Annotated in this window: 18 protein-coding genes; 14 read left to right on the forward strand and 4 right to left on the reverse strand. The window is 49.1% G+C overall.

All coding sequences use genetic code 11. The features are described 5' to 3' along the window. Positions 1-132 precede the first annotated feature (132 nt). The 3 genes from OCV96_RS13850 (at position 133) to OCV96_RS13860 (ending at position 2,858) form a co-directional block, all read left to right on the forward strand. A complete protein-coding gene (locus OCV96_RS13850) occupies positions 133-1,134 on the forward strand; it encodes an ABC transporter substrate-binding protein (RefSeq protein WP_118669555.1) in 1,002 nt (333 codons plus the stop codon). Positions 1,135-1,209: 75 nt separating this feature from the next. Next, a complete protein-coding gene (locus OCV96_RS13855) occupies positions 1,210-2,091 on the forward strand; it encodes an ABC transporter permease (protein WP_118669550.1) in 882 nt (293 codons plus the stop codon). Then, entirely contained in the window at positions 2,085-2,858 is a 774-nt protein-coding gene (locus tag OCV96_RS13860) for an ABC transporter ATP-binding protein (protein ID WP_118669551.1), read from the forward strand. The genes OCV96_RS13855 and OCV96_RS13860 overlap by 7 nt, the downstream gene beginning before the upstream one ends. A 479-nt stretch (positions 2,859-3,337) precedes the next feature. Here OCV96_RS13860 and OCV96_RS13865 read toward each other — a convergent pair whose 3' ends face one another. Continuing rightward, positions 3,338-4,219, reverse strand: coding sequence for a PHP domain-containing protein (locus OCV96_RS13865; protein WP_227062945.1), 882 nt, complete (start codon positions 4,217-4,219; stop codon positions 3,338-3,340). Between the two features lie 60 nt (positions 4,220-4,279). Next, positions 4,280-5,917, reverse strand: coding sequence for an ABC-F family ATP-binding cassette domain-containing protein (locus OCV96_RS13870; protein ID WP_022312289.1), 1,638 nt, complete (start codon positions 5,915-5,917; stop codon positions 4,280-4,282). A gap of 292 nt (positions 5,918-6,209) precedes the next feature. Here OCV96_RS13870 and OCV96_RS13875 point away from each other — a divergent pair, with 292 nt between their 5' ends. From OCV96_RS13875 to OCV96_RS13885, 3 genes are all read left to right on the forward strand, one after another. Further along, positions 6,210-7,625: an MFS transporter gene (locus OCV96_RS13875; RefSeq protein WP_227062944.1), complete on the forward strand. Its 1,416-nt coding sequence runs from the start codon at positions 6,210-6,212 to the stop codon at positions 7,623-7,625. A 197-nt stretch (positions 7,626-7,822) separates the two neighbouring features. Beyond that, complete coding sequence (locus OCV96_RS13880) at positions 7,823-8,653, forward strand: glycerophosphodiester phosphodiesterase family protein (RefSeq protein ID WP_262594739.1); 831 nt, start codon at positions 7,823-7,825, stop codon at positions 8,651-8,653. Positions 8,654-8,732: 79 nt separating this feature from the next. Then, positions 8,733-9,524, forward strand: a complete 792-nt coding sequence (locus tag OCV96_RS13885; RefSeq protein WP_262594740.1) for an AAC(3) family N-acetyltransferase — start codon at positions 8,733-8,735, stop codon at positions 9,522-9,524. Between the two features lie 181 nt (positions 9,525-9,705). Here the strand turns inward: OCV96_RS13885 and OCV96_RS13890 are convergent, their stop codons facing one another. Next, positions 9,706-9,921 carry a cold-shock protein gene (locus OCV96_RS13890; RefSeq protein WP_022154211.1) on the reverse strand — a complete coding sequence of 72 codons (216 nt, stop codon included), beginning with the start codon at positions 9,919-9,921 and terminating at the stop codon, positions 9,706-9,708. Positions 9,922-10,192: 271 nt separating this feature from the next. Between OCV96_RS13890 and OCV96_RS13895 the strand changes: the two genes are divergently transcribed. Next, positions 10,193-11,032, forward strand: a complete 840-nt coding sequence (locus OCV96_RS13895) for a DUF368 domain-containing protein (protein ID WP_262594741.1) — start codon at positions 10,193-10,195, stop codon at positions 11,030-11,032. A gap of 39 nt (positions 11,033-11,071) precedes the next feature. Further along, entirely contained in the window at positions 11,072-11,713 is a 642-nt protein-coding gene (locus OCV96_RS13900; RefSeq protein WP_022312833.1) for a PTS glucose transporter subunit IIA, read from the forward strand. Here OCV96_RS13900 and OCV96_RS13905 read toward each other — a convergent pair. Continuing rightward, positions 11,686-12,501: an AraC family transcriptional regulator gene (locus OCV96_RS13905; RefSeq protein ID WP_262594742.1), complete on the reverse strand. Its 816-nt coding sequence runs from the start codon at positions 12,499-12,501 to the stop codon at positions 11,686-11,688. The two genes, OCV96_RS13900 and OCV96_RS13905, sit on opposite strands and share 28 nt — an antisense overlap. Positions 12,502-12,711: 210 nt before the next feature. Between OCV96_RS13905 and OCV96_RS13910 the strand changes: the two genes are divergently transcribed. From OCV96_RS13910 to OCV96_RS13935, 6 genes are all read left to right on the forward strand, one after another. Continuing rightward, positions 12,712-14,253, forward strand: coding sequence for a glycoside hydrolase family 43 protein (locus OCV96_RS13910; RefSeq protein WP_262594743.1), 1,542 nt, complete (start codon positions 12,712-12,714; stop codon positions 14,251-14,253). A gap of 213 nt (positions 14,254-14,466) precedes the next feature. Further along, positions 14,467-15,795 (forward strand): MATE family efflux transporter, encoded by a 1,329-nt coding sequence (locus OCV96_RS13915; RefSeq protein ID WP_262594744.1) that lies wholly within the window; start codon positions 14,467-14,469, stop codon positions 15,793-15,795. A 184-nt stretch (positions 15,796-15,979) separates the two neighbouring features. Beyond that, the gene (locus OCV96_RS13920) at positions 15,980-17,284 is read left to right on the forward strand and encodes an O-acetylhomoserine aminocarboxypropyltransferase/cysteine synthase family protein (protein ID WP_118504256.1); all 1,305 of its coding nucleotides are present in this window, start codon (positions 15,980-15,982) and stop codon (positions 17,282-17,284) included. Positions 17,285-17,318: 34 nt separating this feature from the next. After that, the gene (locus OCV96_RS13925; RefSeq protein WP_117466590.1) at positions 17,319-17,555 is read left to right on the forward strand and encodes a hypothetical protein; all 237 of its coding nucleotides are present in this window, start codon (positions 17,319-17,321) and stop codon (positions 17,553-17,555) included. Between the two features lie 168 nt (positions 17,556-17,723). Next, entirely contained in the window at positions 17,724-18,563 is an 840-nt protein-coding gene (locus OCV96_RS13930) for a class I SAM-dependent methyltransferase (RefSeq protein WP_262594745.1), read from the forward strand. 224 nt (positions 18,564-18,787) lie between these two features. Further along, positions 18,788-19,123: a metal-sensing transcriptional repressor gene (locus OCV96_RS13935; protein WP_262594746.1), complete on the forward strand. Its 336-nt coding sequence runs from the start codon at positions 18,788-18,790 to the stop codon at positions 19,121-19,123. The last annotated feature ends 85 nt before the right edge of the window (positions 19,124-19,208 follow it).

The following is a 19,208-nucleotide window of genomic DNA, read 5'->3' on the forward strand; positions in this document are numbered from 1 at the left end:
ATGTGGGTACAGATGCGAAAGCATCTGGCTTTCATGACAGTGAAAGGTTCAGTAATCTTATGAGCAAACTATTTTATGGTATGCGCTGCATATCATGGTACGCAGGACGTACAGAAAGCGAGGAATAAGATTATGAAGAAGAGAATTTTGGCAGCAGTATTAACCGCAGTTATGGCAATGGGTGCCCTCACCGGATGTGGCAGCACCGCAGGCAAGGACAATTACACCATTGGTATCATGCAGTACGCCGTACATGGTTCCCTGGACAACTGTCGTGAAGGATTTATTCAGGGGCTGGCAGAGGAAGGTATTGTAGAGGGTGAGAACCTGACGATCGAATATGTCAATGCACAGGCAGACAACGGAACTTCCGCCATGACCGCCAGCAACTTCGTAAGTAAGAAAGTAGATATGATCTGTGCTATCGCAACTCCTTGCGCTATGGCAGCATACAATGCTACAATGAATACAGATATTCCCGTGATCTACACTGCAGTATCTGATCCTGTGGAAGCAGGTCTGGCCAATGAGGATGGTACTCCCGTAGGCAACATCACCGGTACTTCCGATGCACTGGCAGTAGATGCACAGTTGAAAATGATCCGTGAGGTACTTCCTGAAGCGAAGACCATCGGTATCATCTACACCACCAGCGAAGCAAACTCCATCAGTACCATCGCAGAGTACAAGGCTCTGGCAGGCAACTACGGATTCGAGATCGTGGACAGCGGTGTTACCGCAATGTCTGAGGTAGCTCTGGCAGCAGCGGATATCGCATCCAAGGTAGACTGCATTACCAACCTGACCGACAACACCGTAGTAAGCGCACTGCAGACGGTATTGGATGAGGCTAACAAGGCAGGCATCCCTGTATTTGGTTCCGAAGTAGAGCAGGTTAAGGCTGGCTGTGTGGCATCCATGGGTCTGGAATACATCGAACTCGGCAAGCAGACCGGTAAGATGGCAGCAAGAGTCCTGAAGGGAGAGGCAGAAGCTTCCGAACTGAATTTCGAAGTAATCTCCGAGCCCAGCCTGTATGTGAACTTTGCAGCAGCAGAGAAGATCAACCTGGAACTTCCCGAGAATTACAAGACCGATGCTTACCAGTCCTTTGATGAGATCGTAGTACAGTAATCAGGAAATAGCTGCCGACAGGCAGAAAATAATAGAGTAATCCGGATATACAGGATTTTAAGAATGGAGAAAAATATGGCGTTATTATTAAGCGTACTGGAACAAGGAATGATCTACGGCATCCTGGCACTGGGTGTCTACATTACCTATAAAATACTGGATTTTCCGGATCTCACGGTCGATGGCAGCTTCCCCTTTGGGGCTGCCATCACTGTGCGTCTGATCAACGGCTTCGGCGTACCGGCGATCCTCACACTTCCTATTGCTTTCCTCGGCGGAGCACTGGTGGGAATCTGTACCGGACTGATCCATGTGAAATTAAAAGTCAGAGATCTGCTCTCCGGTATCATCATGATGACCGGTCTGTATACCATCAATCTGTGGGTGGCAGGCTCCGGCTATGTAGCTATTTTTGATAAGGAAAATATTTTCAACAACAGCTTTGTGAATAGTATTACCCCGGGTTTCTTGGTAAATTTCAAAAATGTGATCATTATTTTCCTGATCACCATGGTAGCAAAATATCTGTTAGACTGGTACATGAGCACCAAGTCCGGATTTTTACTTCGTGCCGTAGGTGACAATGATACCATCGTTACCAGCCTCGGTGTGGATAAAGGACTGGTGAAGATTGTGGGGCTGTCCATTGCCAATGGTCTGGTATCCTTAAGCGGTTGTATCTATGCACAGCAGCAGAGAAGTTTTGAGATTTCCATCGGAACCGGTGCGGTAGTCATCGGTCTGGCCAGCGTTATCATCGGCACCAGCCTGTTCAAGAAGGTAACATTTTTCCGTGTGACCAGCAGTGTTGTGGTGGGATCCATTCTGTATAAGGCATGTGTGGCAGTAGCCATGTTCGCAGGTATCAGCCCTAATGCCATCAAGCTGATCACAGCAGTCCTGTTCCTGATCATTCTGGTGGTCAGCATGGACAGAAAGAAGGTGAAAGCATGCTAGAACTTATCAATATCAACAAGAATTACAATCCCGGTTCGGTTAACGAGCTGTGCCTGTTCAAGGATTTCAACCTTACGGTAAAGGACGGAGAATTCGTATCCGTTGTAGGAAGCAATGGTTCCGGTAAGACTTCCATGCTGAACATCATCTGTGGAAGCATTGCGGTGGACAGCGGCAAGATCCTGATCCACGGAGAAGATATTACGAGACAGAAGGATTATATTCGTCAGCGTCGGATCGGCAGAGTCTATCAGGATCCTTCCAAGGGAACCTGCCCCGGCATGACGATTTTAGAGAACATGTCCATTGCGGAGAATAAGGGCAAGCCTTATAACCTGGGACGTGGTGTGAATAAAGCAAAGCTGGAAGAGTATCGCGAGATGTTACGTCCCTTAAATCTGGGACTGGAAGATAAGATGGGTGTGCAGGTCGGCTCCCTCTCCGGAGGACAGAGACAGGCACTGGCGCTGCTCATGGCTACCATGACACCGATTGATTTTCTCATTCTGGATGAGCATACCGCTGCGCTGGATCCCAAGACTGCGGAGATCATCATGGAGCTCACCGATCAGGTCGTAAAGGAGAAGAAAGTGACCACTATTATGGTCACCCACAATCTGCGCTATGCCGTGGAATACGGTAACCGCCTGATCATGATGCACGAAGGAAAAGCCATCCTCGACAAAGCCGGAGAAGAGAAGAAGACCATCAACACCGAGGAGATCATGGCGATCTTCAACCGCATCAGCGTAGAGTGCGGTAACTAAATGGAAAGTTAGTTAAATACATTGGCAAAATCCACGAACTCCCGGAGCATGCGATACACATGTCTCGATGTAAGGTCTCCGGATGTGAATTTTCTACGAAAAGTGATGAGTAGTTCTCGTCATGACGGGGCCGCCTACAGTCGACATCCATGTCGACAATCGGCTGACGCGTACATCGTGTCCGCTTTCCCCCTGCCTTTCAGCACTTTTCTAGAAAATATCAACATCCTCCGACAAACATCTTCGACATGGCACCGCATACGCCGGGAGTTCTGCGTTTTGGAAAGCTTTCAAAAAAACCAGTAGCCCCGGCTGGGTATAAGAATAAGCAGTGCCGTAAGCAGACGTCGGTACTTAGCGGTCGTATTGTGACCGCTTATGTACCGCTACGCTCTGCGACAGAGCGCGAGCGTGCCGCGTTTCTTATACCTTGCCAAGGGCTACGGGGATTTGATAGCATTTCTTTACTAACTTTCCAGTTATTTCCGGCCCGGGCGCAGATTTTCCAGCACTTCATCCGGCACATACAGCTTGCCCCAGCCGGTGCCGAGGTCGATCTTGGGCTTATTGGCACCGTGGAAGTCGGAGCCGCCGCTGATCTTCAGATCGTATTTGGAGGCAAGACCCCGGATCTGGCGTTCTTCAGCAGTGTTGTAGGTGCTGTAGATGGCTTCGATACCCACGAGGCCGATGCTCTTTAATTCTGCCACGAGGTTATCCAATCGCTCGTCGCTCATATGGTAGAGGATCGGGTGCGCCAGCACGGGAACGCCGCCGGCACCGAGGATCAGCTCTACCGCCTGAGCGGGGGTCACTTTTTCTCTCGGAACGAAACAGGGACAGTGGTCGCCCACATAGCGGTCAAATGCTTCCTTCATGCTCTGGATATAGCCGTGGGAGAGCAGATACCTTGCAAAATGCGCCCTGGTGATAACTGCACCGGGGAATTCTGCCAGAAGCGCTTCATAGGTGATATCAATGCCATGTTCTCGAAGGAGTGCGCACATTTTCTTGTTGCGGTTCTCCCGGGAATGGATGAAATCCTCCAGGTAATGAGCAAAATCCGGTTGGTGGTAATCAATGAAAAGTCCCACCATGTGGATATCTTTTCCCTGGTATTCTGTGGAAAGTTCTATACCGGGGATGACTTCCGGCACCTGAGGCGCGGGAGCGTCAGCCGGGGATGCTTCCTGTGTCTGTCGCAGCCCTTCCGCATACCGGATCGCCCGGTCCAATCCGTTTACGGTATCATGATCTGTGAGGGCGAAGGCACGCAGTCCCTTTTCCATCGCGTAATCGACTAATTCCTCCGGGGTGAAAGTGCCATCGGAGCAGGTGGAGTGTACGTGTAAATCTACCATAATAGTAAAGCTCCTTTCAAAAAATGGATGTCGGCATTACCGGCATCCATTTTATTTGTCTTAGTTCTCGTCGTCCTCGGTCTGTGCAGTGAATACGGTACGCTTTCTTGCCATTTCATCGCTTGCCAGATACTCATCGTAGGTAGTGATCTTGTCTACCAGGCTGCCGTTTGGCAGGATCTCGATGATACGGTTGGCGGTGGTCTGTACGAACTGGTGGTCATGGCAGGAGAACAGTGCCACACCGGGGAACTTGATCAGACCGTTGTTCAGTGCGGTGATGGACTCCATGTCCAGATGGTTCGTGGGCTCATCCAGGATCAGGCAGTTGGCACCGCTGATCATCATCTTGGACAGCAGGCAGCGCACCTTCTCACCACCGGAGAGAATACGAACCTTCTTCACACCGTCTTCACCGGCGAACAGCATACGTCCCAGGAAACCACGTACATAAGTGGCATCCTTCACGGGAGAGTAACCGGTCAGCCAGTCGGCGATGGTCATATCGTTGTCGAACTCTGCGGTATTGTCCTTCGGAAAGTAGGACTGGGAAGTGGTAACACCCCACTTGTAGGTTCCCTCGTCCGGCTCCATTTCCCCGGCCAGGATCTGGAACAGAGTAGTCTTCGCCAGCTCGCAGCTACCTACGAAAGCCACCTTGTCTTCACGGCCCAGAGTGAAGGAAATGTCATCCAGCACCTTTTCACCGTTGATGGTCTTGGACAGATGCTCCACAGCCAGTACCTCGTTACCGATCTCACGCTCGGGACGGAAATCAATATAAGGATATTTTCTGCTGGAAGGCTTAATATCATCCAGCTCAATTTTTTCCAGTGCACGTTTTCTGGAAGTAGCCTGCTTGGACTTGGAAGCATTTGCGGAGAAACGGGAGATAAACTCCTGCAGTTCCTTGATCTTTTCTTCCTTTTTCTTGTTGGCTTCCTTCATCTGCTTGATCAGCAGCTGGCTGGACTCGTACCAGAAGTCGTAGTTACCGGCATACAGCTGGATCTTGCCGTAGTCGATGTCGGCGATCTGGGTACATACCTTGTTCAGGAAGTAACGGTCATGGGATACTACGATAACGGTATTCTCGAAATCAATCAGGAAATCTTCCAACCATGCGATCGCATCCAGATCCAGATGGTTGGTCGGCTCATCGAGCAGCAGAATGTCGGGGTTACCGAACAGTGCCTTGGCCAACAGGACCTTCACCTTCAGGCTGCCGTCCAGATCCTTCATGAGAGAGTAGTGGAACTCGGTGCCGATGCCAAGACCGTTTAACAGCATGGCAGCATTGGACTCTGCTTCCCAACCGTCCATCTCGGCGAATTCCGCTTCCAGTTCGCTGGCACGGATACCGTCCTCGTCACTGAAATCTTCCTTGGCATAGATGGCATCCTTTTCCTTCATGATCTGGAAGAGACGTTCGTTACCCATGATAACGGTATCCATAACCACGTTGTCATCGTATTTGAAATGATCCTGTTCCAACACGGAGAGACGCTGACCGGGGGTGATGACGATATCACCTTTGGTAGTGTCCAGCTGACCGGACAGGATCTTCAAAAAGGTGGATTTACCGGCACCGTTGGCTCCGATGAGTCCGTAACAGTTGCCTTCGGTAAACTTGATGTTGACATCTTCGAATAATGCTTTCTTACCCACACGGTAAGTTACGTTGTTTGCACTGATCATTCTAAAAACCTCTTCTTATTTATATGCGTTACAAAGTCACTTCTTCCATTATACATAAAAGCCCACATATTTCAAGGAGAAAGTGTGATATTTCAGCGTTTTCTCGGGCGGTGGACCAGCCAGTGTGCCACGCTGGAACGACTTCCGTCACTTCGTGGTGGCTGATGCTTCGAAACAGGCGCCCAATGCAAAAGCAGTTCCGGAAAGAAAATTTACCTCGATTTTACTCCCTGAGATTGCGCATGGCATCCCCCTCTGATAAAATAAAACTATCAACTTGGGAGGTTTTCTTATGGAGACAAAATTAAATTACAAAAGAACGTTTCTGATCGGACTGGCTTTTCTTAGCATCTGTTCCTTCTGGCAGATGTATGACAACATCATCCCCCTGATCCTGCAGAATACCTATCATCTGGGCGAGACCATGACGGGAGCGGTCATGGCATTGGACAATGTGTTGGCGATCTTTCTGCTGCCGGTGTTTGGTGCGCTGTCTGATAAGGTACATACGAAGCTTGGCAGAAGAATGCCCTTTATCGTGGCAGGTACGATCCTGGCAGTGATCTTCATGATGTTACTGCCGATGATCGACAATGCGGAAAAAGCAAGATGGAACACAGGAGAGTCCTTCAGTAACCAGGTGATCTTCCTGGCGGTGCTGTTTTTCACCCTGGTGTCCATGGGACTGTATCGTTCCCCGGCGGTGGCATTGATGCCGGATGTGACACCGAACCATCTGCGCAGCCGTGCCAATGCGGTGATCAACCTCATGGGAGCTGTGGGCGGCGTCTATGCTCTGATCATGATCAAAGTTCTGGTGGGCAAAGGTGAAACACCGGATTATCTGCCTTTATTTGCAAGTATTGCAGCAGTCATGGCGATTGCTGTGGGAATTCTTGTGATCACCATCCGGGAAAATAAGCTGCGGGAAGAAGTCGAGAAGGCAGAGGCGGCAAATGCAGGAACAATAGAAGAAAAAGCAATGGCCGAGGGAGTGGAAGCTGCTGGTGAGATCGAGGCAGTGGGAGATACCGGAGAGGTAAAATCTTTCGACGGGAAAAAACAGACAGGAAAGACGGAAGGCACCAAGGGTATGCCCAAGGAAGTGAAGCGCAGTATGTACTTCATGCTTGCATCTATCTTCTTATGGTTCACCGCGTATAATGCCGTGACCACAGCTTTTTCCCGCTATACGAAGGTAGTATGGAAGATGGAGGGCGGAAGCTTCGCCAACTGTCTGATGGTAGCGACGGTAGCTGCTATTCTGAGCTATATTCCCATTGGAAACATCTCTGCGAAGATCGGTCGTAAGAAGACTATCATGGGCGGTGTTCTGCTGATGGCAGCCTGCTATGGTGGCGCAATTTTTGCCAGAGAATATCACCCCATCGTCAATGTGGCATTTGCCCTGATCGGTGTGGCATGGGCAGCCATCAATGTGAATTCCTATCCGATGATCGTGGCCATGAGCAGTGGCAGCGATGTGGGGAAATTCACCGGAACCTATTATACGTTCTCCATGGCAGCGCAGATCCTGACTCCGGTACTATCTGGATTCCTATTGGAAAATGTGTCCTATAACACCCTGTTTCCCTATGCCCTTTTCTTCTCCCTGATGGCATTCCTTACTATGACCCAGGTACGTCACGGCGATGTGAAGCCCCAGAAAAAAGAGAGTATTCTGGAAAACTTTGACGTAGATGACTGATGCGGATAACTTCGGTATATACTTGGCAGGACGATACAATTTGACAAATGTGTTGTAAGCTCTTTGGAGAATCTTAAGAAATACCTACTTGAAAATAAAAGAGTAGTGGATTAAAGTAAAAGGCAGCGAATCTATACTGTGATAGAAACGGTATGGATTCGCTGTAAAAAGTTACAGGAAGATAGAAGGTTATAGGAATGAAAGTATTAGGAATCTTATTGATTGTTTTGGTAGTTCTCGCAGTTCTGTATTTTCTCATGATCATGCCGAGGATGCTGCACAAACCGGACACAGCCCCTTTTAAAGAATGGCTTTATGCCCATAGAGGTCTGCATGACAATGCCACAGAAGCACCGGAGAACTCCATGGCGGCATTCCGCAAGGCCGTGGATGCAGGCTTCGGTATCGAGCTGGATATTCAGCTGACGAAGGATAGGATTCCCGTGGTGTTCCATGATTTTACATTAAAAAGAGTCTGCGGCGGCGAAGGCAAGATCAGTGATTATACCTACGAGGAATTGCAGCAGTTTCACCTGTGCGATTCTGTGGAGAAGATTCCGAAGTTTGAGGATGTATTGAAGATGGTAGACGGAAAAGTGCCTTTGATCGTGGAGTTCAAGATCGAGCGTACCGACCTGTCCCTGTGCCCCATTGCAGATAAAATGCTGCGGGCCTACAAGGGAATGTACTGCATGGAGTCATTCAACCCTCTGGGTGTGTGGTGGTATCGGAAGAAACATCCGGATCTGGTGCGAGGCCAGTTGTCCGATGCTTTTCTGAAAGAAGGAGAGTATGTCGGGATATTATATTTTGTATTGCAGAATCTGCTGCTGAACTTCGTGACCAAGCCGGATTTTGTGGCATACAATCATCATTATCCTGAAATCCTGTCCCGGAAGCTTTGCAGAGGTTTGTACCATAATACTGCAGCCGCATGGACCATCAAGAGCCAGAAGGAACTGGACGAAGCGAGAAAACATTTCGATATTTTCATCTTCGACAGTTTTGTACCGGAAGCGGGAAAGTAGAGAAAACAGCATAAAAAGGTCGGTTCCATGCTCCCCAGGAAACCGGCCTTTTACTATATGCGATATGCGAGGAAAAAATATGTATACCAAAGAAGAATTGAAACAGCAGTTACGGAATGTGGGACTTACGGGAAAAGAGACGATCCTGATCCATTCTTCCATGAAGGCCATCGGAGAAGTGGAGGGCGGTGCGGATATCGTGCTGGATGCCTGGATGGAATATTTTGCGGAAGGCCTTCTGCTATTGCCGACCCATACCTGGGCCAATGTGAATGCACAGCACCCGGTGTATGACTATCGTAATACCCCATCCTGCGTGGGACTGCTGACCAATCTGTTCCGGCAGAGAGAGGGTGTGGTGCGCTCCCTGCATCCCACCCATTCTTTAGCGGGGTACGGAAAAAATGCTGCCGAATATCTGGCAGGAGAGGAAGAACGTAACACTCCATGTACCCCGGGAGGAGCCTACGACCGGCTGAAAGACTGCGGTGGTAAGATTCTGTTGGTTGGCGTTGGACATGAACGCAATACTTACATCCACAGTGTGGAAGAGGTGCTGAATGTTCCGAATCGTCTGGCGGCGGAGCCCATGTTATTGACAACGATCCTGCCGGACGGAAGAGAAAAGAAAGTATATATGAGAAAACACTATAATCCCGACCAGCCCCATATCTCGGAAGATTTTGTGAAATTGAACCAGGCGTTTCTGGATTGTGGAGCAGTGGAAGTGGTGATGTTCGGAGATGCGAAGTGTCTGCTGTGTGATGCGCAGAAAGTGTTCCGGGTGGTACGGCATGTGCTGGCACCGGATCCGGAATGCCTTGTGACGAAGCCGGAGATTTCTGCAGAGCGGTGGATGAATTTTGAATAGCTAATCGAGTAGGCTGGCTCCTACTCGATTTGTATACTTTGTACACCATCTCGCTTAAAAGCTCGATGATTTACATTCGCCAAATACAGATTCTTGTGCAAGCACAAATCTGTACTTGGCTCATCGTATACACAAAAAAGGATCAGTCCCGTGGGACTGATCCTTTTGGTCTGTCTTGCTATTAAGCTACAACAGTAACGTTGGTAGCACGGATCTTGCTGCTGTTCTGAGGATCGCACTCGGTATCGAAAGTTACCTTCTGGCCCTCTTCCAGAGACTTGAAACCATCAGCATTGATTGCGGAAAAGTGTACGAATACTTCCTCGCCGTTAGCATCGTTGGTGATGAAACCATAACCCTTCTGAGCATTGAACCACTTAACTGTACCGTTATTCATTATTGGTACCTCCTTTAATAATTCAGGCTTTGCCTGATCCTTTTGATGATTCTAAAACGTAGGACAAAAAAATCACATATTTTTGTAAAGCATCCGTGAAAAAGTAGCAATGTCTTACAAAAATATGTGAGATCAATGACTTTCATTTAGAATACGGTTAGAGTATACCATTGCCCTGATCGAAATGTCAATAATTATCTTTGAATTTTAGACCTATTTTCTTATGGAAAAAGCATATGATTTTAAGAGCAACAGGATGCGGAGAATAACGATGGATCTTAGATTTTTGGGAAAAGTATTACAAGGGGCGCTGATCGGTCTGGGAGCGGTACTCCCGGGGATATCCGGCGGCGTTTTAAGTGTAGTGTTCGGAGTCTATCGACCGATCATGGAGCTGCTGTCGGATCCGGTACATAAGTGGCGGACCCATCTGCCGGAATTATTCCCTTATATGATTGGATCGGCAGCAGGATTTCTGGGGGTGGCGAATCTGTTATCTTACGTATTAGAGACTTATCCGGAGCCTTCCGTCTGTGTATTTGTGGGGCTGATCGGCGGAATGCTGCCGTCCCTGTGGCGGGAAGCGGGAGAGCAGGGCAGGACCGGAGGAAACAGGATCGTCTCCGGAGTGACGTTTGCGGCAATGATTTTTTTGCTGTTTTCGTTGCAGACTTCCAAGACTGCAGTGGAGCCGGGACTCGGAGCGTATCTGTTCTGTGGATTTGCCCTTGCTCTGTCGGTGATCGCTCCGGGGATGAGTTTTTCTACACTACTGATGCCCTTAGGGCTGTATACACCGTTCGTAGAGGGGATCGCTCATCTTCGGTCGGAGGTGTTGATTCCCGGAATGACCGGCTGCGTGGTGACTTTTGTGTGTCTGGCCAGGCTGGTAAACCGCCTGCTTGAAAAACAGTATGCGGGGATGTTCCACGGGATCTTCGGGATCATCAGTGCAGCTACAGTGATGACGGTTCCATGGAACAGTTTTGCCACATCTCCGGAGACCGCATCCCGGAATCTGTTCTGCATGGCGGCAGGAATCGTGGCGGCACTTCTTTTGGAAGTTATGAATGAAAAAATGGCATGTTTTCCCGAAAATGAGACAGAATAAGGAGCGGGAACCTTATCATGGAAAAAGGAAGGTAGAAACATGCAGATGTATGACATCGTGGCAACGGGAGTGCTGGGACTGTTGGTCGGCTTCTGGTCTGGCAGGAGTATCCGGTGGAAAATGGAAGAAACAGAAGAGACAGGGGAAGACAGGGAAGCGAGAAAAAATACAGCAGCCAGGCAACTGGTGAGGGAAGGTGTCACTATAGGCAGCCCGGTGAACGGAGAGATCCGTAAGCGCATGGAAGAGACCGCGGAAGAGACCGCTGATGCCGGAACTGGCTGTATCAGCATCGTGCCAGAGGATGGAAAGGTCTATGCGCCCACGGCAGGAAAGGTATTGAAACTCTATCCCATGGGAAACCGGATCCGATTCCGCACGGACAGCGGACTGGAACTGCTGTTGAATATCTGCAGAGACAGGGAAGAACTGCACAGCGCCTATTATCATTGCAATGTCCTGCAAAACGAGATCGTGCGCAAAGGAAAACTGCTGATGGAATTTGATCAGGAGGGCCTGGCAAGGGAAGGCGTGGATACGGCGGTGACGGTGGAAATGTGCCAGATCCCGGAGCGGGGACAGATCGTCGGCACCTGGAAAGATTATATCCGGGCGGGAGAGGAACTTCTGTGGATACAGCGTAAGGGAAGGGATCAGGAAGATTCTTTCTGCCTGCGGTAAGCTCCGGGAGTGGTGTGATAAGCGGAATGAAAGGCCCGGAAAAAGGTGCGGGAGCTTCCGAATCCCACATCCAGCGCAATCTGCGTCACGGAGAGCTCCGTGGACAATAGAAGATCTCTGGCATAGTCCAGCCTTCGGGAGTTCACGTAATCAGGAAAAGTGGTGTGGAGTTTCTCAGTGAAGATCCGGGACAGGACAAAGCGGCTGACACCGAATTCTTTCGAGAGACTTTCCAGGGACAATTCTTCGGTATAGTGGGTATCCAGATAGAGAAGCAGTCTTTGCTCCAATTCCAGGTCATCTGTGTTTTTACGCACTTGCAGAGGCAACGATGGCAGCAGGTCTGCCAGCAGGAGTGTGAGATACCCTTCCGCATAGACTTGTACATCGGAAGGTGTGGGACGATCCTTTTCCATGGCAGCGGCCAGTGTTTTAAGTCCCTGCAGGGCAATACGGCTGTGCTCTGACAGGGAGGAGACGGTAAAGTTATTGCGGGCAGGCTTTTTGTTCTGGAAAAAATGGCGGAAAGAGTGGCAGAAATCCGGCTCGAAGATACAGAGCAGATTCTGACCGGGTTCCACATGCTTCAGACCATGCATCTGGTTCGGAAAAACCAGAACACCCTGACCGGGGGTAAGTAAAAAATCTTGCTGTTCCACGGTGACGGTGGTGGAACCGCTCAATACATAGATCAACTCCAACTGTCTGTGAAGATGGATGGCATAGGGGTTGTTTTTGGATAAATATAAATAAAGCTGTTCCTGACGGTTCTGGTAAAAGAAACTCAATGGGATTCCCTCCTGCAACTTTTGTCACTATTATGACATTTATAGTCGCTAAATGCAAGATTTGACACAAACTAATGGGAAAATGGCACGCGATACAAGGGAACATCTGTTATACTGAAATTGTTCAGAAACAGGTAACTATTATCAAATGAGTGTTGAACACCTGCATTCGTAAATAAAAGGCGGCAAAGGCTGCGGAATGGAGAAATTATGGACAAGACCAAGATACATAAAATGTGGATCGCCGATCAGGGCGACGGCACCTATACCAACCCGATCCTGTATACCGATTATTCGGACCCGGATGCCATTCGTGTGGGAGAGGATTATTTTATGATCGCTTCCAGCTTCTGTAACACCCCTGCGGTGCCTCTGCTGCATTCGAAGGATCTGGTGAACTGGAAGGTCATCAATTACATCATTGACAAGCTTCCCTTTGACTATTATGACAAGCCGGTACACGGTTGTGGTACCTGGGCACCGGCCATCCGTTATCATGAGGGAACTTATTACGTATTTATCCCCATGCCGGACGAGGGCATCATGATGTGCAAGACCACGGATCCTTTCGGCAAGTGGAGCGAGCCGGCTTATGTGCGTAAGGTAGTGGGATGGATCGATCCCTGTCCTTTCTGGGATGAGGACGGCAAAGCATACATGGTGACAGCTTTCGCCAGAAGCCGTATCGGTTTCAAGAGCATGCTGTATATGTCTCCCATCGAACCGGACTGCTCCGGAGTGCTGGATGACGGTCAGTTCATCTATGATGGCCATGCGACCCAGCCCACCATCGAGGGACCGAAGCTGTACAAGAGAAACGGCTATTACTATATCTTCGCTCCGGCAGGGGGCGTGAAGCCCGGCTGGCAGACCGTACTGCGTTCGAAAAATATTTACGGTCCCTGGGAAGAGAAAATCGTCCTGCATCAGGGAAATTCTCCTGTCAACGGACCTCACCAGGGTGCCTGGGTGGATACCCCGGACGGACAGGACTGGTTCCTGCATTTCCAGGATGTGGGCAATGCAGGACGTATCGTTCATTTGCAGCCTATGCACTGGGAGAATGACTGGCCGGTGATCGGTGTGAATGAGGTGGACGGCTGTGGCGAACCGGTACTGCGCTATAAAAAGCCGGAAGTAGGAGCGACGTACCCAATCGATGCACCGGAGGACAGTGATTTCTTCGAAGGGGAAAATTTGGGATTACAGTGGCAGTGGAATGCCAATTATAAAAAGGAATGGTATGATCTGGAAAACGGCCAGCTCATTCTTCATGCCCAGGCCGCAGACCCGAAGACGCAGCTGTGCGATATCAGTAACCTGTTATTGCAGAAATGGCCGGCACCGGAATTCTCCATTACCACCTGTCTGCATCTGGAACAGATGAAGGACGGCGATGTGGCAGGACTGGTATCGCTGGGCGGATGTTATACAGCACTTGCGGTGCAGAAAATAAACGGAAAGATGAGCTTACAGCAGCGCACCGGCAACTGGACGAAGGACGATGAAGTGCGCACCGGTCTGGGCGAATGGAACAGTGATGTCATTTATATCCAGATGAAGGTGGAGAAGGAGATTTACCGTACATTTTATGTAGGAATCGCAGAAGAAAATTTACAGCCTGTGGGACAGATGGTGGAAGCAACTCCGGGCCGCTGGGTCGGTGTCAAGGACGGACTGTTTGCCATCAATGAGCAGGGTATGGAAGGCGGCCTGGTCGCTGCGGACTATTTCGTATATCAGGAGCTGTAACTATTTATAGGGCGAAGTAACCACAATGAGCAGAGAACAGGCCGGCCTGTTCTCCAAGAAAGCCTCGTAGAGGCGGTTTTGCGAATGGGGTGCTGAATAGTTACTGAATCATAAAATTACATTTCTATTTACAATGCAATGACAATGTGATATTTTGGCAGTTGTTAATGTGATGATAAAGGAACGATGTAAGGTATGACGGAAGAGAAAAAAATGTTATTTTCACAGGATGCACTGAAAAAATTATTGTGGCCGCTGATCATAGAGCAGTTTTTGGCAATCGCAATGGGAATGGCGGACACGGTGATGGCGGCCAGTTGTGGAGAAGCTGTGGTATCCGGAATCTCTCTGGTGGATAGTATCTGCGTATTGCTGATCGGTCTGTTCACGGCCATGGCCAGCGGCGGTGCCGTAGTGGCGGCGCAATATATGGGACACGGAGATAAGGAAATGGTAGGCCGGGCCTCCAATCAGCTTTTTTTAGCGGTAGGGGGTGTGGCCCTTCTGTTTATGACGATAGCACTGATCTGGAACCGGGGATTGCTGGCACTGCTTTACGGAAATGTGGAGGCGGATGTCATGAATGCCGCAAGAATTTATTTTTATATTGTGGCGGTGTCCTTTCCTTTTCTGGGAATTTATAACGGTGGTGCAGCTCTGTTCCGTGCGGTAGGAGATTCCAAGGTGTCCATGAAAGTGTCATTGGTGGCAAATCTGGTAAATATTGCCGGAAATGCGATCCTGATCTATGGTGCAGGGATCGGTGCTGCCGGTGCTGCGTTGTCCACGTTGTTTTCCAGAATATTGTCGGCTGTGATGATCATAGTGCTGCTTGGAAAAAGTGACAAGATCATAGTGAGCAATCACTGGAGGATCGATACGAAAATCTTGGGAAAGATTCTGTATATCGGTGTTCCCAACGGACTGGAAAACAGTATTTTCCAGATCGGTAAGCTTCTGACCACCAGTCTGATCGCCGGTTTTGGAATGGCTGCTACGACGGCAAATGCCGTAACAGGCAGTATTGCCAGCTTTCAGCAGATCCCTGCCAACGCCATCGGTGTAGCAATGATCACTGTGATCGGACAGTGCATCGGTGCAGGAGAGACAGAGCAGGCATTATATTATCTGAAAAAAATGATGAAAGTAGCATATGCCTGTATGATCCTGTTGGGAATTCCCATGATTATTTTTGCAAGGCCGATCTGCGGAATCTATCATCTGAGTTCGGAGACAATGAAAATAACTGTTTTTCTGTTATGTTACAGCTGTGTATGTTGTATGCTGGTGCATCCGTTGTCCTTTGCACAGTCCAATGCACTTCGCGCTGCGGGAGATGTGAGATTTACCATGATCGTGGCGATCGCTTCCATGTGGCTCTGCCGTGTGGGCATGGCATATATCCTGGGACAGGGTCTGGGACTTGGCGTCATCGGCGTCTGGATCGCTATGACCATGGACTGGGTCGTACGGGCATTTTTGTTCACTAACAGGGTACGTACGGGAAAATGGCTGAAGTATAAGGACCGGCTGGTGAAGTAAAGTAATATAATGCAATCTGGAGAGGAATAGAGGCGCAGTGGACAAAAATATCTGCTGCGCTAAAGTTTTACATTGACAGATTTTGCAATGTGTTTTAGCATGTTTTTATAGAAATTGTAACGGTTCCGCCAGGATCGTTACGCAATAATACATAGCACATCCAAGTGCAGAAATGAGGCAGAACATGAGCAAAAAGCCCTATGCAGAGCGTAATCTGAAATTCGAGACATTACAGTTACATGTGGGACAGGAGCAGCCCGATCCCGTGACCGGTGCCAGAGCCGTTCCCATTTATCAGACATCTTCTTATGTATTCCGCAACTGCGATCACGCAGCAGCTCGTTTCGGACTGGAAGATCCCGGTGAGATCTACGGTCGTCTGGGCAACCCAACACAGGGCGTCTTCGAGCAGCGTATTGCAGCACTGGAAGGTGGTACCGCAGCTCTGGCGGTAGCCAGTGGCGCAGCAGCTATCTGCTACACGATCCAGAACCTGGCAAAACAGGGAGATCATATCATTTCTGCAAATAATATTTACGGCGGCACCTACAATCTGCTGGCGCATACTCTGGTGGACTACGGTGTGACCACCACTTTCGTGGCTCCTTCCGATTATGATAAGATCGAAGCAAGCTTTCAGGAGAACACCAAGGCTCTCTACATCGAGACTCTGGGCAACCCCAACTCTGATGTGGTAGACATCGAGCGTCTGGCACAGATCGCCCATGCACACAAGGTGCCTCTGGTAGTGGACAATACTTTTGCTACTCCTTATCTGGTACGTCCTTTTGAGTACGGTGCAGATATCGTAGTACATTCCGCTACGAAATTCATCGGCGGACACGGCACCAGCTTAGGCGGTGTGATCGTGGAAAATGGTAAATTTGATTGGGAGGGCAGCGGCAAGTTCCCTCATCTGTGCACTCCGAACCCCAGCTATCATGGCGTTACCTTCACCAAGGCAGTACCGGGTGCAGCTTTTGTGACAGCAATCCGTGCAATGCTTCTGCGTGATATGGGCGGATGCATTTCCCCTGTCCATGCTTTTATTTTCTTACAGGGACTGGAGACACTGTCTCTGCGCGTGGAGCGTCATGTGGAGAATGCACTGAAGGTGGTACAGTATCTGAACAATCATCCTCAGGTAGAGCGTGTGCATCATCCTTCCGTATCCACCGATCCGGAGCAGCAGGAGTTGTATAAAAAATATTTCCCGAACGGAGGCGGTTCCATCTTCACCTTCGAGATCAAGGGCGGCAAGGAGACAGCGAAAAAGTTCTGCGACAATCTGGAGCTGTTCTCACTGCTGGCAAACGTGGCAGATGTGAAGTCTCTGGTCATCCATCCGGCTTCCACCACCCATGCACAGTTGTCTGAGGAAGAACTGAACGAACAGGGTATTTACAGCAATACCATTCGTCTGTCCATCGGTACAGAGAATATCGATGATATTATTGAAGACTTGGAAGGCGGTTTCCAGTCTGTTTAAGGAGAGACCATGCTTTCATTAGCTGTTTTCTATTATGGAAAAGCAAAACCGGGAATCCCACTGCGTTCAAGGCAGTGGGATTTTTCTTGTCGGTGCCGGTGATCGCCGACAGCCTTATTTGTCTCCCGTGCGCTGCTCTAGCGGCATGTTTTCTGCGTTGAATGAGAAGACCGGCACCAGGAGCCGCATCGGACTGATTCAGTTCTACTATAACTGGGAAGAAGACAAGAAATATCTATTGGTGGAAATCTACCTTGCAAAACAGAAATAAGTTCAGTATAATATAAACGAAAACCAAAACAGTCAGCTGAAAGGCCGCAGTAATGCGGCTTTTCTAAGATATTTAAGTTAGCACAAACTAACCGCATAACTCTATACAGCGGTTAAACAAAACTAACAAAAAGGAAATGGCAAAAATGCAAGAAAGTGAGAGATGTCCATGAAATACAAGATTGAGAAGAACACCGTACAGGAGACACTGATCATCCCGCTTTATTCCCGAAAGCTATGCTCGGAGTTGTATCCGAACCTTTATCGGGACGCGATGGCGGTACACCTGATCGACCAGATCGACTATGACTTTTCACAGGTGGAGAAAAAATCTCACAGCCTGATGCAGCGTTTCGGTTCGCTGGAGGTTGCCATGCGGCAGAATGACCTTGCGTGGGAGGTACAAAATTATCTGGCAGACCATCCTGATGCGGCGGTGGTCAATTTGGGTTGTGGACTTGACAGTACGGGAAGAGCCTGTGACAATGGCAGCTGTAAAATTTACAATCTGGATTTTCCGGATGTTATCGCCGTACGCAATCAATTACTGCCCGCCGGAGACCGTGAGGAAAATATTCCCTGCAATTTGAATGATACGGAATGGTTTACCAAAATCGACGCGTCTGGCGGGGCGATATTCTTTGCCTCCGGAGTATTCTATTATTTTCTGACGGAGCAAGTCAGGACGCTGGTACAGGCAATGGCTGACAGTTTTCCCGGTGGTGTGCTGGTATTTGATGCGGCGAACCGGACAGCGGTTAAGATGATAGCAAAGACATGGCTAAGAAGCGCTAAAATTCAGGATGTGGGTGCGTATTTTGCGGTTTCGGATGCGAAAAGTGAGATTTCCCCGTGGGACAGCAGATTGCAGGTCACAAGCCGTGGCTATATGCTGGGCTATAATGATCTTCGAGACCCTTCCGTCAGCGGATTATTCCGCTTCCTCGCCAGAACCGGCGACAGAATCATGAAGATGCAGATCGTAAGGATCTGTTTTGGTCAGAGATGAACTGGCAGGAATTAGAAAGTGCCTCTTGACAAATACCCTATGGGGGTATATCTTGTAGAAAAAGGCAAGATACCCCTGCGGGGTATTTTGCGTATGGCTGCAACGAAAGATCCGGCAGCATGTTGCGTGCACTGATATTCAGGCCGGAAACAGCATATGTGTAGAACCGGGAAGATTCTGGAAAATTCGGATTCCGGTGCCGGAGGCTCAGGAAGGGGAAAATTATGGCAGAACAAAAGGAAGAAAAAATGGAAGAAAAAGGCATGGAATGTTGTCATTGTCACCAGAAGGCAACGCCCCGCTCCGAAAAAGAAAAAAAACAATTACAGAACCGTTTAAGCCGCATGGCCGGGCAGTTAAACGGTATCAGCCGGATGCTGGAAGAGAACCGCTACTGCGGTGATATTCTCACACAGGTAGCTGCCGTGGAGAGTGCTTTACAGGCCTTTGGCTATGCAATCCTGAAGGAACATATGGAGACCTGTGTGGTGGAAGAGATCCAGAAGGGGAATACTACTGTAGTAGATGAGGCAGTGGAACTTGTGAAGAAATTGAAATAAGCGGCGGAATGGTCGCAGATAAACCTGTAAATTTGTGCTGCTGCGGTGCATTGAAAGCACCGGAGACTTTGCAGGTCATGGAAAG

The sequence above is a fragment of the Waltera acetigignens genome, from assembly GCF_025567015.1.
Classification (GTDB): domain Bacteria; phylum Bacillota; class Clostridia; order Lachnospirales; family Lachnospiraceae; genus Acetatifactor; species Acetatifactor acetigignens.